General features: G+C 54.9%; 4 protein-coding genes. All 4 read left to right on the top strand.

Features of this window, described 5'->3' with window-relative positions:
• Window positions 1-37 precede the first annotated feature (37 nt).
• From AB1611_12780 to AB1611_12765, 4 genes are read left to right on the top strand one after another with little or no spacing between them, the layout of a single operon-like run.
• Window positions 38-8,650, top strand: coding sequence for an SDR family NAD(P)-dependent oxidoreductase (locus AB1611_12780; GenBank protein MEW6380465.1), 8,613 nt, complete (start codon window positions 38-40; stop codon window positions 8,648-8,650).
• Between the two features lie 4 nt (window positions 8,651-8,654).
• A complete protein-coding gene (locus AB1611_12775; GenBank protein MEW6380464.1) occupies window positions 8,655-14,237 on the top strand; it encodes a beta-ketoacyl synthase N-terminal-like domain-containing protein in 5,583 nt (1,860 codons plus the stop codon).
• The gene (locus tag AB1611_12770; protein MEW6380463.1) at window positions 14,230-14,529 is read left to right on the top strand and encodes a phosphopantetheine-binding protein; all 300 of its coding nucleotides are present in this window, start codon (window positions 14,230-14,232) and stop codon (window positions 14,527-14,529) included. Before AB1611_12775 ends, AB1611_12770 begins: the two co-directional genes overlap by 8 nt.
• Complete coding sequence (locus AB1611_12765) at window positions 14,516-16,129, top strand: alkaline phosphatase family protein (protein ID MEW6380462.1); 1,614 nt, start codon at window positions 14,516-14,518, stop codon at window positions 16,127-16,129. Before AB1611_12770 ends, AB1611_12765 begins: the two co-directional genes overlap by 14 nt.
• Window positions 16,130-16,194 lie beyond the last annotated feature (65 nt).

The following is a 16,194-nucleotide window of genomic DNA, read 5'->3' as shown; positions in this document are numbered from 1 at the left end:
CCGTGATCTGCGGACTGCTCGAGAAGGTATTGAGCTGTTGAGCAAATATGGAAGAAATGATTTCGGAATCAAAGTGGATGGGCAGGCCGGTGATTTTCTCGGTGAGCTCGGCTCCTATCTTGCGGAATTTATACCTGACCGGCTTCGGTATGTACTTCTAACTTCCGGGCAGATTCAGAGCTTACGCAAAATCATGCGCACTTTCCATGACCTGGGTCTTGTGATTTTTTACGAAAGCATTTGCCTGCGGCAGGCTCAGATCGGGAAAGAACTCGGTGCTGACGGAATTGTGGCCAAAGGTCATGAGGCGGGAGGGCGGATTGGTGAAGATACAACTTTTGTTTTACTCCAGAAAATCCTCTCTCATCTGAGCCTGCCGGTCTGGGCACAGGGGGGGATCGGTTTGCACACAGCCGCAGGCTGCTATGCGGCGGGAGCGGAAGGTATCGTTCTGGATTCTCAACTCTTGCTTGCCCAGGAGTCTCCGCTTCCCCGGGAGGTAAAAAACCGTCTGGCCTCTATGGATGGAAGTGAAACGATCTGTCTGGGAGAGAGACTGGGCTCTCTCTACCGCGTATACAGCAGGCCCAATCTCCCGGTTATTAAAGAGCTTCAGGGGCAGGAGGAGCACCTTGTCCGGCTTTCCGCCAGCGACCATCGGGGGGATTCAGCCGATCATCTGGCAGCCTGGAGGGAGCATATCTGCCAGCGGGCAGGCTGGCAATCCCTTGAAAAAGACCTTGTTATTCTGGGACAGGATATATCGTTTGCCCCCTCACTGGCACGAAAATTCGCAACCGTGGGAGGCATTCTCCAGGGCATTCGCCAGTCGATCACTGCTCATCTGCAATCTGCGGCCTCCAAAGGCTACCCCTTTCATGAGGGCAGCAGTCTGGCCCAAAGCCACGATACCCGCTATCCGATCGTTCAGGGGCCGATGGCCAGAATTTCCGATGTCCCGGAGTTTGCCAGGCAGGTAGTCAAAAAGGGTGCTTTGCCCTTTATTGAACTGGCCATGATGAGAGGCGATAATGCCCGCCAGTTGCTGGCCCGGTGTGAAAAGGACCTGGCCGGGCTCTCCTGGGGGGTCGGGATGCTGGGGTTTATTCCGGCGGATTTGCTCAAGGAGCAGATGGACGCCATTCTGGCCCATCGGCCACGGTTTGCCCTGATCGCGGGAGGGAAGCCTGAGCAGGCTAAATATCTTGAACAGCAGGGAATTATGACCTATCTGCACTGCCCTTCACCGGGAATGCTGAAGCTGTTCCTCCGGGAGGGATTAAAAAGGTTTATTTTCGAAGGGCTGGAGTGCGGCGGCCACCTTGGGCCGCGAAGCAGCTTTATATTGTGGGAAAGCTGCCTCGAGGTCCTCCTGGACTTTCTCTCGACCAGGGACGATGCTTCTTCCTGCCAGGTACTGCTTGCCGGTGGAATTCATGATGCCTTCTCTTCTCTGATAGCGGCGCTCACCATTACTCCCCTGGCAGACCTTGGAGTTGCGGTCGGTATTCAGGCAGGCTCTGCCTACCTGTTTACTGAAGAAGCGGTTTCGAGCGGAGCGATCATTCAGGAATTTCAGCAGCAGGCCCTGGCCGCAAAGGGTACCATCCGGCTGGAAACCAGTCCCGGTTATGTAACCCGCTGCTTATCCACTCCCTTTACCCGGCTTTTCATCGCCGAAAAGGAGAGAATGCTCTCTGAGGGTCGCCCGATCGAAGAGGTCAGGAATGCACTGGAATCCCTGAATCTTGGCCGTCTCAGAATTGCCGCCAAAGGCATTGACCGGCAGCCTTCAACGGATAATGCAGCTCCGCCGCAGTATGTTCCGCTCAACATCGAGGAGCAGCGGGAGCGGGGCCTGTACATGATCGGTCAGATTGCCGCTCTGCGGGACCGGCCTCTGTCCATCGAAGCGCTGCATCAGGATATCTGTCGAAAGGGTGCAGAAAAATTCGAGGAATTGATTAACGCCGAGAAAAAAGGAAACACAACGGCCCGGTTCTCTGCTCCTGAAATCCCTGAAGTGGCGGTTATCGGCATGGCCTGTATTTTGCCGAAAGCTTCTGATGTCCGCGCCTATTGGGCAAATATTCTCGATAAGGTCAACGCGATCGAGGAAATTCCCCCGGACCGGTGGGACTACCGGCTTTACTATCATGCGGATCGCAAAGCTCAGGACAAGATTTACTCCAAATGGGGCGGTTTTGTCGATGAAGTCCCTTTTGATCCCATGGAGTATGGGATGCCGCCCAACACCTTGCGCTCGATAGAACCGCTTCACCTTTTGACTCTTCAGGTAGTCAGAGAAGCCATGAAAGATGCCGGTTACCTGAACCGCTCCTTCAACCGGGACCGGACTTCGGTGATTCTGGGAGCCGGTGGGGGGGTGGCTGATCTGGGAATCAGCTACAGCATCCGCTCATTTCTTCCCCTCATGGAGCATCTGAGCGATGGCCTGCTTCAGGGAGAGCGGATTATTTCCCGGATGAACGGATTTTTCCCTGAATGGACCGAAGACTCCTTCCCCGGCATCCTGATGAATGTGGCTGCGGGACGGGTAGCCAACCGGTTTGATCTGGGAGGGTCCAACTTCACCGTGGATGCGGCCTGTGCATCCTCGATGGCTGCCGTTTATCTGGCGGTCAGGGAGCTTCAGACCTACAGCAGTGACATGGTTGTGGTCGGCGGAAGCGATACCATGCAAAATCCCTTTACCTATTTGTGCTTTTCCAAAACCCAGGCACTGTCTCCGACCGGCCAGTCACGCCCTCTGGATGAAAGCGCGGACGGGATCGTGCTGGGAGAAGGAGTGGGCATAGTAATCCTGAAAAGACTGGCTGATGCGGAACGCGACGGGGATAAGATTTATGCTGTCATCAAGGCTGTGAGCAGCTCAAGTGACGGCCGGGATAAATGCCTGACTGCGCCCCGGCCGGAGGGGCAGATTCTGGCTCTCAAGCGGGCTTATGCCCAGGCTGGCATCAGCCCCTCGACTGTCGGGCTGATCGAAGCTCATGGGACAGGGACAGTGGCTGGTGACCGGGCCGAGGTACAGGCCCTGAGCAAAGTGTTTGCCGATGCCAGGGCCAGGGCTCAAAGCTGCGCTATCGGGTCAGTCAAGTCCATGATCGGTCATACCAAATGCACGGCCGGAATAGCCGGGCTGATCAAGGTGGCTATGGCCCTGCACAGCAAAGTTCTGCCACCGACACTGGGCGTCAGCCAGCCCAATAAAAGAGCCAATTTCGATCAGAGCCCTTTTTATGTCAATACCGAATCCCGCCCCTGGTTCAACAGCGAGGGAGAGTGTCCCCGGCGGGCAGGGGTCAGTGCTTTTGGATTTGGGGGAACAAATTTCCATGCCGTGCTTGAAGAGTATACCCAGGGCTATTCTGAGCAAACAGCACCGGTGCTCTATCAGCGGTGGCCGGGAGAGCTCCTTTTGTGGGAAGCAAAGTCAAAACAGGATCTTGTGGACCAGGTTAATTCGATGATGAAAAATCTCCAAAACCTTCCCAAAGAGCCATCATCCCTTCTGCCGGAATTGGCCGCCACCCGCTGGGAGCAGCTCAAGGGAAAAATAATGGGAAGGAGTCAGAATTCAGAAGTCAGAATTCAGAATAAAAGCAGTCTTGCTCCTGACTCCTGTCTCCTGACTCCTGACTCCTGCTCTGATAATGCTTTTCCGGGTTTTCGGCTGGCCGTGGTGGCTTCCTCTGGGGAGGATTTAATTCAGAAACTTGAGCGGACCAGGGAGGTTCTCTCTTCCACGGAGATGATCGATTATCACGATCCCCGGGGCATCTTCATGACCGGTCCTGCCGCCAGAGCAGCCGGGAAAATTGCCTTTCTCTTCCCCGGCCAGGGATCACAGTACCCCAATATGGCTAAAGACCTTGCCCTTCACTTTCCGTGTGTCCGGTCCTGTTTTGAACGGATAGACCGGATATTGAAGCCAAAACTGCATGGCATGCTGAGTAGTTACATTTTCCCCCTGCCGGTCTTCAATGAGAAGGATAAAGCCAGGCAGCAGGAAGAATTGACCCGAACGAGTATGGCTCAGCCTGCTATCGGAGCGGTCAGTGTGACCTTGTGCCATCTCCTGAATCAACTGGAGATCCATCCTGACATGGCCGCCGGACACAGCTATGGCGAGTATGTGGCTCTGTGGGCTGGCGGAGCATTCAGCGAAGAATCTCTGATGCTCCTGTCAGCGGCACGGGGGCGGATTATCGAGGAATCCGCAGATTCCTGCCCCGGAATCATGGCTGCTGTCAGGGGTTCTGAAGAGCAGGTTAGCGGGCTTGTTTCGGGGATAGAGGGAGTATGGATTGCCAATTACAATTCGCCACAGCAAATAGTCGTCTCAGGAACACCAAAGGCCGTCCAGCAGGTGGTTGACCGGTGCGCAGCCTGCGGAGCTGAGGCGCGGGTATTAGAGGTTTCCTGTGCCTTTCACTCTCCTTTGATCCGTCCTGCTCAGGAGAGGTTTTCCGAGTTCCTGAGAAGTCTACCGATGGAGGAACCGAAAATAGCAGTCTATTCCAATACCACTGCTGCTCCCCATTCAACCGATCCGGAAGCGATAGCTGATCAACTGGTCAGGCATTTGACTAACTCCGTCCGGTTCAGACAGGAAATTGAAGCCATGTATGAGGCCGGGGCACGGATTTTTATTGAGGTCGGGCCCAAAAGCGTTCTGACTCGGCTGGTCGGCCAGATTCTCAAAGACCGCCCTGCCGTGAGCGTTGCTCTGGACCAACCGGGGCGACCAGGATTATTGCACCTGCAACAGTGCCTGGGCCAGGTGTTTGTTCAGGGAGTTTCGGTGAATCTCGACCTTTTGTACTCAGGCCGTGTTGCCGGTGGGGCCAGTGGTCAGTGGTCAGTGGTCAGTGGCCAGTCGGCGGCAGGGGGGATCCGTCCATCCGCCCGGACCCTGTCTCCAACCACCTGGATGGTTCGGGGAGACCGTATCCGTCCCTGGCAGGAGGCTGTATCTGCCGCTCAGGGGAAAAGTCAGGTCAGACCAGGTACGAGTAACGGTGAGGAGGAAGAGCGAAAATTTCTCAAAAAGGACCAAAGAATAGGCTTGGAAGGGGATGCTCCGGTGAAGAATACGATAAATCAACGCCAGCAGGATATTCAAGACAGATATGAGTATGAGAAAAAAGGCCCCCAGGCCAGGGAAGAAGCGGAGAAAATCGTGGCGCCAGGGCCAATGCCAAGAGCTGAAGATCAGGTCATGCTTCAATTCCAGGAAATGATGAACCGGTTTTTAGAGACGCAAAAAGCGGTGATGCTGCGCTACATGCAGTCAGGAGTGGTTCTTCCTCCTGACCTGGATGATGGCGGACAGGCTGCACCGCTGCAGGCCGGGATGCAGGGTGGGGAAGGCGAAAGCCTGCCCCCGCAGGTTCTTCGCGGGGAGACGGGCTTTGAGGCTGTATTGTCCCCCTCGCCTGAGGCGGCTTCAGCCAGGGAGCAATCCCCTCAAGAAGAAGCCCTCAAGGCAGAAGAGAAAAAGATTCTTCCAGCATCCTCCACAATAGGCCGGGAACAGATTCAGGAATTACTGCTCAGGATTGTCAGTGAGCGGACAGGATATCCCCCCGAAATGCTCGATTTAAGCATGAATATGGAAGCTGACCTTGGCATCGACTCTATCAAGCGGGTGGAAATTCTGGGGAGTTTTCAGCGGGAGTTTAGCTCTTCGCTGGGGCAAAGCATAGAAAAGGAAATGGAAAGTTTGAGTGGGGTAAAAACCCTGCAGGAAATTATCGACTGGATAGCCAAAGCCGGGGAAGAGGAGTCAGGAGTCGGGAGTCAGGAGTCAGGAGTCGGGAGTCAGGAGTCAGGAGTCGGGAGAGTGGTCAGTGATCAGTGGTCAGAGGTCAGTGATCAGCCAGATGCAGGGGCAGCTCCAGAGGACCGCCCGGAGACGCCGCAGGACACGGTCCCTGCGCCGGTTTCCCGGTTTATCCTGCAGGGCGTGGAAACGCCCTGCCGCCAGGGGAAGAGTGCTCTTGACAAAAGCAAAGTAGTGGTAATTACCGAGGATCGCGCAGGTCTGGCCAGCCTTCTGGCCACAACGCTTTCGGAGCAGGGGTATAAGGTTGTCCTGGTTCGGCCGGGAAATACACGGGAGCGGAGTCAGAATTCAGAAGTCAGAATTCAGAATAAAAGCGGTCTTTCTCCTGACTCCTGTCTCCTGACTCCTGACTCCTGCTTTCCCGTATATTATGAGGCTGATTTTGGTGCCGCAGAGGGTGTCCAATCCCTGGTGAACAGTATTCGTCAGCGGCAGGGCTCGATTGGAGCTTTGATTCATTTGTATCCTTTCCGGAAAGATCAGGGAATTTTTGAAATGGACCTCGACCAATGGAGAGCGCGGCTGCGACTTGAGGTAAAGAGCCTTTTCTACTTCGCCAAGTCTTTGGAGCAGGATTTCCGGGAGGCTGCTGCAACACAGGGAGGCTTTCTCATGGCTGTCACTTCCATGGGCGGCTTATTCGGCAGTATTCCACTGAATGGGGCCCGCAGCCTTTCTCCCTCTCAGGGAGGCTGTGCCGGACTGATCAAGAGCTTGAAATATGAATGGCCGAAAGTGGTCATGAAGGCAGTGGACCTGGCCCCCCAGGAGGAGATGCCCCGGCTGGTTCAACAACTGCTGAATGAGATGCACTGCCGGGCGGAGGATGTGGAGGTTGGGTACTGCCACGGAAGCCGGTTTACCCTGCAGCCGATACCTGCGCCGATTCAGGAGTACGATACCCCCCGGATGCAGATCGATTCTTCCTGGGTCATACTCATCAGCGGAGGAGCGCGGGGCATTACCGCCGATGTAGCCAGGGAACTGGCCCGGCGGTATCAGCCTATCCTGATTCTGCTGGGAAGGTCCGCGCTGCCGGATAACGAGCCCCCCTTCGATGTAACCGGATCCCTTCAGGAGGTAAAATCACGCATCATTGAGCAGATGAAACGAGAGGGGAAAGAGGTGACTCCGGCCAGGGTCGAGGCCAGATATCAGCATATTATCAAGGCAGAGGAAATCCGGGCCAGCATCAGGGCTATTCAGGACCTGGGTGCCCGGGTACACTACTATCAGGTAGATGTGCGGGATGGCAAGTCTCTGGCTGGCTTGATTGATGAAATTTATACAACCTTTGGCCGAATCGATGGACTGATCCACGGAGCGGGAATTATCGAGGACAAATTCATCAGGGATAAGACTGCTGATTCCTTTGACCGGGTCTTTGACACCAAGACTGACAGTGCCTTTATCCTCAGCCAGAAGATCCGTTTTGACTCGCTGAAATTCATGGTCTTTTTCTCCTCGGTAGCCGGTCGCTTCGGCAACCGGGGGCAGGGAGACTATGCGGCTGCCAACGAGATTTTGAATAAACTGGCCATTTATTTGAATGACCGGTGGCCGGGGAAAATCGTTTCGATCAACTGGGGCCCATGGGAGAATTCCAATATGGTTCCTCCTGCCCTCCAGGCGGAATTTCTCAGGCATGGAGTACAGCTCGTCTCCCGCTCCGAAGGCCCACGGATGCTGGACCAGGAAATCTGCTGCGGACCGAAGGGCGAGGTCGAGGTCATTTTGGGGGGAGGAGGCTGGGAGGCTGCCCTGGGCAGCAAAGGCGGCAGCACGAGGCCCGATGCAAAGGTCTTTCCCCTCTTTGCTCCAGGGATCGCGTTTCCTCCCAATGAAGAGGGAGTGATTGAAATCGTCCGTGAACTGGATATCGAACGGGATTTGTACCTTCAGGATCACCGCCTGGACGGAAAGCCGGTTCTGCCGATGACGATGGCTCTTGAGCTGATGGCCGAAGTGGCCTCACTGGGATGGCCTGAATGGCACATCAGCCAGATCCGGGATATGCGGGTGTGGCAGGGGATCATCGTTGCCAAGCCCACCAAGGTCCGTATTGTGGCTACCCCCCTGCAATCAGTGGTCAGTGGTCAGTGGTCAGTGGTCAGTGAAAAACAAGGGTTAAGTCGTCAATCCCGCGAACCAGGGAGCCCCTGTGGCAGCGGGAATCCAGAAACTCTGGTCATAAAGGTGGAAATACAGAATATTGACAAGTCCCAGCGATGCCATTACAGCATCACCATCGAGATGTCTAAAAAGGCCAATGATCGTCTTGACTGGCAGCCTCCGGCCCTGATGGAGGCCAGGCCCTTCCCGCTGAGTACCCGGGAGGCGTATCAGCAGATGTTGTTTCATGGATATCTGTTTCAGGGAATTACCGCCATCCATGATATCGGGGTCAATGGCATCCAGGGATTTTTGACCCCGTCAGATCCTCACAAGCTCCTGGCCGGGAACCCTCCGGGTACCTGGCTGATCGATCCGGTAATCATGGACTGTGGATTGCAGATGATCATCTTATGGTCAAGGACTTACTGGGATATGATGCCTCTTCCCTCGCGGTTCCGGCTCTTTCGGATTCTGGCTCCGCTGTCCGGGGCCCGGATCAGATTCGAGGGGAGGATACTGCCTCAATCCATACCCGGTATGCTCCACGCGGATCTGGCTTTTTATACTGAGGAAGGACAACTGATTGCCCTGCTTGAAGATATGGAAGCTGCTTGTAGCAAGTCTTTGAATCGATTAGCTGAAAAAACAGAGCGGATGAGGTGATGACATGAGTATAGGCACTGAGAGGGAGGGGGCGACTGTCCGGGGAGACGTGGCCATTATCGGCATGGCCTGTGTCTACCCCGGAGCTGCGGACCTTCAGTCGTACTGGCACAATATTCTCTCCAAGACAGATGCGGTCATCGATGTCCCGCCCCGGCGATGGGATGCCGACCTCTATTATTCGGAAAAGGCGGATGATATCAATAAGGTGTACTGCAAGCGGGGGGGGTATCTGGATGAATTCATGAACTTTGACCCTGTTCAATATGGGGTCATGCCTCTGGGAGTGGAAGGAGGCGAGCCGGATCAGTTCCTGGTTTTGCAGGTGGTTCATGGGGCACTGAAAGATGCCGGGTATCTTGACCGTCAGGTTGACAATCAGCGCACGGAGTTTATCCTTGGCCGGGGGAATTATCTGGGGGTGGGGGCCTCCAACCTTATCCAGCGAAGTATCGTTACCCAGCAGACCCTGCAGATTCTGAAAAACCTTCATCCGGAGCTTACTCAGGAAGAGTTGGCTGAAATCCGCCGGGAGCTTCTCGGCAATCTTCCCAAGTTCAGTGCGGACTCGGCTCCGGCTTTTATCCCCAATCTGACGACGGGCCGGGTAGCGAACCGTCTGGATTTCATGGGGCCGAACTTCACCGTGGACGCAGCCTGCGCTTCTTCCCTGATCGCCACCGAGATCGGGGTACAGGACCTTCTGACCGGAAAATGTGATCTGGCCATTACCGGCGGGGTCCACATCTTTGCCAATGTTCCGTTCCTGCTCATCTTTTGTGCCTTCCAGGCCATGTCGCTCCGGTCTCAGATCCGCCCTTTTGACAAGGATGCGGATGGTACCCTGCCCGGAGAGGGAGCCGGGGTGGTGATATTGAAGCGGTTAGCCGATGCACAACGGGATGGAGACCGGATCTATGCGGTGATCAAGGGGATCGGTGTTTCCAGCGACGGGCGGGCAGTCAGTGTGGTTGCCCCCCGGCTGGAGGGAGAAGAGCTTGCCCTGAGGCGGGCATATGAAAACGCCGGGCTGTCTCCCCGCACGATCCGGATGATCGAAGCACATGGGGTCGGTACTTCGGTTGGAGATGTTATCGAGGTTCAGGCCATGAGGCGGGTTTTTGGAGACCGTGATGAATCCGGCCCCCGGTGCGCTCTGGGAACGGTCAAATCCATGATCGGGCATTCCATGCCTGCGGCTGGAGTTGCCGGACTGATCAAAGCAGCCCTGGCCCTCTATCACAAGGTTCTGCCGCCCACGATCCACTGCACAACGGTCAATCCCAAACTGGAAATCGAAAAAACCCCCTTCTACCTGAACACCGAGACCCGGCCCTGGATTCATGGAGAAAAAGAATTTCCCCGGCGGGCAGGAGTGAATGCCTTCGGATTTGGAGGCATCAATGCTCATGTTATCCTGGAAGAATATGTGGGGGGTGAAAAAAGGAGCCAGAATTCAGGAGTCAGAATTCAGAATAAAAACAGCTCTTCTCCTGACTCCTGTCTCCTGACTCCTGACTTCTGCTTTCAGGACAGCACTCCCTGTTTTTGGGAAACGGAAACCTGCATTTTTTCCGGAAACACCCGCCCGGAGCTTGTTCAGCAGATCGAGAGCATCCAAAAGTTTCTGGGGCAATACCCCCGGACACAGCTTCGCGATCTGGCCTACAGCCTGAACACGCAACTCGGTGATGAACCATGCCGCCTGGCCGTGGTTGCCTCATGCGCTGATGATCTGATGAAAAAAATGGCCTATGCCCGGCAGCGTCTTGCTGATCCGGAATGCCGGCAGATCAAGGACCTGCAGGGAATTTACTTCTTCGATGCCCCTGTCAGCAAGGGAGGAAAGCTGGCTTTTCTCTTCCCCGGCGAGGGTGCTCAGTATGTGAATATGCTGGCTGATCTGTGTATTTATTTTCCGGAAGTCCGCTCCTGCTTTGACCGGACCGACCGGATACTTCTGGAGCAGGGGCAAAAGGATCTGCCGAGTTACAATATCTTTGCTCCACCCTTCTTTTCCGAAGAGGAGCGCATCGAGGCCGAAAACCGGCTCTGGAGAATGGACCGGGCAACGGAAGCTGTCCTGACCAGCAATCTGGCCATGCATACCCTGCTCGGTAATCTTGGCATCAAGCCCGATCAGATGGTGGGCCACAGTGCCGGGGAATGGTCGGCTATGGTTTTTTCCGGCATAATCGATGCGGATGAATTTTTACATAACACGGGCAGGCTGAATCAGATCTACCGCAAGCTCTCGCTCGATCCCGATATCCCCAGGGCCACTCTGATTGCCGTGGGTGCGGGTCTTGCCCAGATCAATCCGATTCTCGAACAGTTCAAGGGAAAAATGTACGTGGCGGACGATAATTGCCCTCATCAACTCGTGATTACCGGAGAGGAAGGGGCGGCGGAAGAGTTTATCGGCCGCCTGCGGGCCAGGGCAATTCCCTTTGAGAAACTGCCCTTTGACCGGGGGTATCATACTCCGCTCTTTGCTCCGATCTGTCCTCCTCTGGAGGAATATTTCTCATCCTTTTCCCTTTCCGCCCCCAGGACCGAGATATATTCCTGTACCACCGCCAGCCCGTATCCGACTAAAGCCCACGAGATACTGGAGCTTGCGGTAAAGACCTGGATCATGCCGGTGGCTTTTCGCCAGACCATCGAAAATATGTACAATTCGGGCACCAGGATTTTTATTGAGGCTGGTCCCAGGGGGAACCTGACCGCTTTTGTCGAGGATATCCTGCGGGGCAAGCCTCATCTGGCCATTCCTTCCAACGTCATGAGACGATCAGGGATCACCCAGCTCAATCATCTGATCGGCCTGCTGAGCGCTCAACGGATACCTTTGAACTTGCCGTATCTCTATCAATACCGCTCGCCGCAGCCTGTTTTCTTTTCAGATGGCGAGCACAGGGAAAAGCCCAGGGGAGTGGAGCTTAAGATTCCTCTTGGCCTGTACTCCTTATCTGTTAAAGAGCGCAAGATTAAAAAAGCACCCCAAAATCCCCTCCCCATCGAGGCAGGGAGCCCCTGTGGCAGGAGAGGCAGGGTGGAGGTAGAGGCTGAATTCCAGGACCAGATTCCATCCTTGCAGGCTCCTTCCCCACCAGTGATGCAGCACTATTTCCAGACCATGAGCAATTTTCTCGATACCCAGAAGGAGATGATGCAGGCTTATCTGGAGCGGAAAGCAGTGGCCAGTGGCCAGTGGCCAGTGGTCAGTGAGGAGGGGCCAGGAGTCAGGAGCCAGGAGTCAGGAGCCAGGAGAGTGGCCAGTGGCCAGTGGCCAGTGGTCAGTGAGGAAGGGCCAGATGTAGGAGGCCAGAGGTCAGGTGCAGGGGCGGCACCAAAAGGGCAGGCACAGGGGCCTGCTCCTACAGACCACATACAAACGGGGCAAGGACAGGAGTCCCACCTGAATCGTCATTTCCCCGAAACAGGGAGCCCCGGCGGCAGCGGGAGTCCAGTCACTGAGGATGCGGATCAGCAGCCAAAGCAATCCTCTTCGATGACCGAGGAAGAGCTTACGCGGATCATGCTCGATCTGGTCAGCGAAAAAACAGGATACCCGAAAGAGATGATTGATCTTGACCTGGACATGGAAGGTGATCTGGGTATCGATTCAATCAAGCGGGTGGAGATTGTCGGCTCTTTCCGCAGTCAGTATGCTCAATTAGGGGAAGAGGATGTTGAGCGCATCTCAGGCCTGAAAACCATCCGCCAGGTTATTGATTATCTCAAGAAAAAAATCGAAGCTCCCGCTGATTCCCCCAGCATGGAACCAGTCCCCGTCGAGCCCAGGGATGACTCAGGCAGCGACAGGATTCTTCCCTTTGTGGGGACGATTATCGATCTGAAGCCGGGAAAAAGCGTTACCGTAGTGAGGCAGATAGATTTGCGGGAGGATCTTTTCCTGGATGATCACCGGTTCGGCCAGAAGATTTCCGAATTCGATGCCTCGCTGGGTGCCCTGCCGGTAGTTCCCATGACCGTGAGCATTGAAATCATGGCCGAGGTTGCTTCCCTGTTATTTCCCGGTCAGGAACTGGTGCGGGTTGACAGAGTGGCAGCCAGCCAATGGATCTGCCTGGAGCGCGAGGAAGCGGTCACCCTCAGAATCAGGGCAGAGGCAGTGGCTCCGGGAGAGGCGATGGTTCAGATTTTCAATTCGGTGAAAGGAACACCTCCTCCCGATGCGGATCAAAAGCCGGTAATCAGCGGCCGGGTGTTTTTTGCCGCGCAGTATCCTTCTCCTCCTCCTGTTCGGGAATTCGTCCTGCAGAATGAGCGGACTGCCAGCCACACGGCAGAGCAGGTTTACAGCGAGCACCGGATGTTTCACGGTCCAAGATTTCAGGGTATTGTATCCCTGGATTCCGTCGGGGAAAATGGATTGAAGGCCCGGTTGGAGACCCTGCCCAGAGCCGGTCTCTTCCGGTCCGGTCCTCAGCCGGACTTTTTGACCGATCCTTTTTTACTGGATGCAGCCGGACAACTGGTGGGCTATTGGCCGGTCGAGTATCTGGACAGCGGTTTTGTCATTTTCCCCATTGCCCTTGAGTCCCTGCGCCTGTATGGGCCGCCCCCTGCCCCCGGAAGCCGCCTGCAGACCCTGATGCGGCTGCGGGAGGTAACCGCTACCCAGGTCCGGGCTGATCTTGACCTTTTGACCGGCGATGGACGGCTGGTGGTGCAGCTCATCGGCTGGGAGGATTGGCGGTTCTACTGGTCCAGAGAATTATATGACTTCTGGAGATTTCCGCATCGAGGCTTTGTCGGACGACTCCTGGAACCGAAGGCCGGGGTGACCGCCGAGAGCCGGAAGCCTCCGGTTTACTCCCTGATTCAGCAGTTCTGGCGGGGAGAAGCGGACGTGTTCAGGCATGTCATGGCTTATATGGTCTTAAGCCGCCGGGAGCGGGAAATCTATCATCAGATGCCTTCGGCCAGGCAGCAGGGGGAGTGGCTGCTTGGAAGAATGGTGGCCAAGGATGCTATCCGGGGCTTTCTGCAAGCCTCTTTTGACCGGCATTTTTATCCGGCAGATGTCAGCATCATCGATGCCGAGCAGGAGAAACCGGAACTTGAGGGAGAATGGATGAGACAGGTGCCGGTGATCCCCTCTTTCTCCCTGGCGTATACCGACAATGCTGCCATAGCCGTAGCAGCCGAAGGAGGGCGGCTGACTGCCGGGATCAGCATAGACCTGTCCCCGCAGATTGCAAGCGGGAAACAGATTCGATTGCCGGAAGAATCTTTTGAGAGCATTTTCAGTCCGGAAGAGAAAACCATTCTGTCCGGGCTGGATAGAAACGGTCAGGCAGAAGTCGCCATCCGGTTCCGATGCGCAAAGGAGGCAGTGATCAAGGCCCTTGGACGACGGGGCCAGAATGGAGATTTATGGAGAAGCATCATAATTTCTGCATTCGACTTTCCGACAGGGGAGGTAAAAGTATCTTTGGGGGAAGATCTCAGGAAAGAATTCCCCGGCCTTGGGATGAACCCCATCCAGGTATACACTATTCAGGAGAAAGAATACATAATTGCCACTACGATTTTTGAGGGATTCCATAATGGATGAGAGAAATCAGGAAAACATTTTTAAGTCAGTATCGAAAATCATCAGCAGTCTGAAAGACGAATGGGAGTATTCCGGTGAGATCACGCCGGATACCTCGCTCTTTACCGACTTGGATTTTGAATCGATCGATGCCGTGGTTCTGGGATCAATGATTGAGGAGCATTTCAACCGTCCCTTCCCCTTCGCGGAATACCTGGCGGGCATCGGAGAGCGGGAAGTCCGGGATATCAAGGTCAGAGACCTGGTCAGTTTTATTCACCAAAATCTGGAGAATGAGCATGAGCTGTCTTGACAGGCAAACGGTTTTAATCGGACTTGACGGGGCATCTTTTACCGTGCTGGATCATCTCATGGAAGACGGAACTATGCCCTTTTTAAAGAAATTGCTTTCTTTGGGATGCCGGGGAGAATTGACTTCCGTTATTCCTCCCCTGACCCCGCCGGCCTGGATATCTCTGATAACCGGAGTCCGGCCCGGAACGCACGGCGTGTTTAACTTCCTGCAATTCGAATCGCCCAAAAGCCGGTATATCAAATGGCTTTCCTTCCGCAATATCCAGCGGGAAACCATCTGGTCGATCGTGAACCGGCATGGGATGCGGGCCGGAAGTCTGAATTTCATCGGCATGAATCCCCCTCCGTCGATTTCCGGCTATATCATTCCGGGCTGGGTCAGTTGGCGATGGCTGAGGAAGAACAGTTATCCGGAAGACCTCTTCGACCGTCTGCGGAATCTTCCCGGGCTCGATACCAGGGAGATGGCCCTGAACTTCCGGGAAGAAGAAAAGTCAGTCAAGGGGTGTCAAAAGGAAGAGTATGAAGACTGGATTTCACTGCATATTCGCCGGGAGCGGCAGTGGTTTGAGGTGATGCGATATTTAATGAAGAATGACCCCTGCCACCTGACAGCCGCAGTTTTTGACGGCCTGGATCGTATCCAGCATGTTTGCTGGCGGTTTTTAGATCCGGCTTATGCCCTTGGTAAGCTCTTACCCTGGGAGGAAAAAGTGCGGCGGCTGTGCCTGCAATATTTTCGGAACCTGGACGAGTTCCTTCAGGAAATCGTTGATCTGGCTGGTCCGCAGGCAAACATTTTCCTTGCCTCCGACCATGGTTTTGGGCCGACCAGAGAAATCCTCTATCTCAATCAATGGCTCTGCGAGCAGGGATATCTCAAGTGGAAGGGCAATACCAGGCCCTCCGAAGACGACATGGAAAGCCTGGGGGTGGAATCCCCCTACCGGAGCCTTCTCCATCTTGACTGGAAGAAGACCAAGGCATATGCCGCAACAGCCAGCAGCAACGGGATCATTATTCAGGTGGCTGGAAAGCGTGGAGAGGAGGGGATTCCGCCTGCTGAATACCTCTCTTTCCGGGAGGAGCTGATGGAAAAGCTGCGCACCAACTGCCTCGATCCGCGAACCGGCGAGCCCCTGATCAAAGAAATCTGGACCAGGGAGGAGGCATTTGCCGGAGATTATATCGACTGTGCCCCGGATTTGACTCTGACCTTGCGGGACAGCGGATTTATCTCCATTTATCCTTCCGATGTCTGCTGCCGGCCCCGTTCCCAAATCATGGGCACCCACCGGCCTGAAGGGATTTTCGCAGCCGTTGGTCCGGCCATCCGCAAAGGCGTGGTTATGCCTCCTGCATCTATTGTTCATATGACCCCGACATTGCTCTATACCCTGGGAGTCCCGATACCGGCAGACATGGAAGGACAGGTAATGACCCAGATTTTCGACCCGGCGTATTTACAGGCCCATCCGGTAGAAACTGGCGCTCCTACTCTGCCTCCGGAACGAGGCCAGGATATTCCTGCTCAGATTGAAGATACAGAAGGTCAGGAGCAGATCATGCTTCGGCTGAAAAGCCTGGGGTATGTTTAATAAAAAAGTTATCAGTTATCAGTTTTCCACTGAAAACTGATAACCGCCTTTTCAAAAACCTGGGG

The organism is bacterium, from assembly GCA_040755755.1.
In the GTDB taxonomy this organism is placed as follows: Bacteria; SZUA-182; SZUA-182; order DTGQ01; family DTGQ01; genus DTGQ01.
This window is presented reverse-complemented; position numbering and strand designations above follow the sequence as displayed.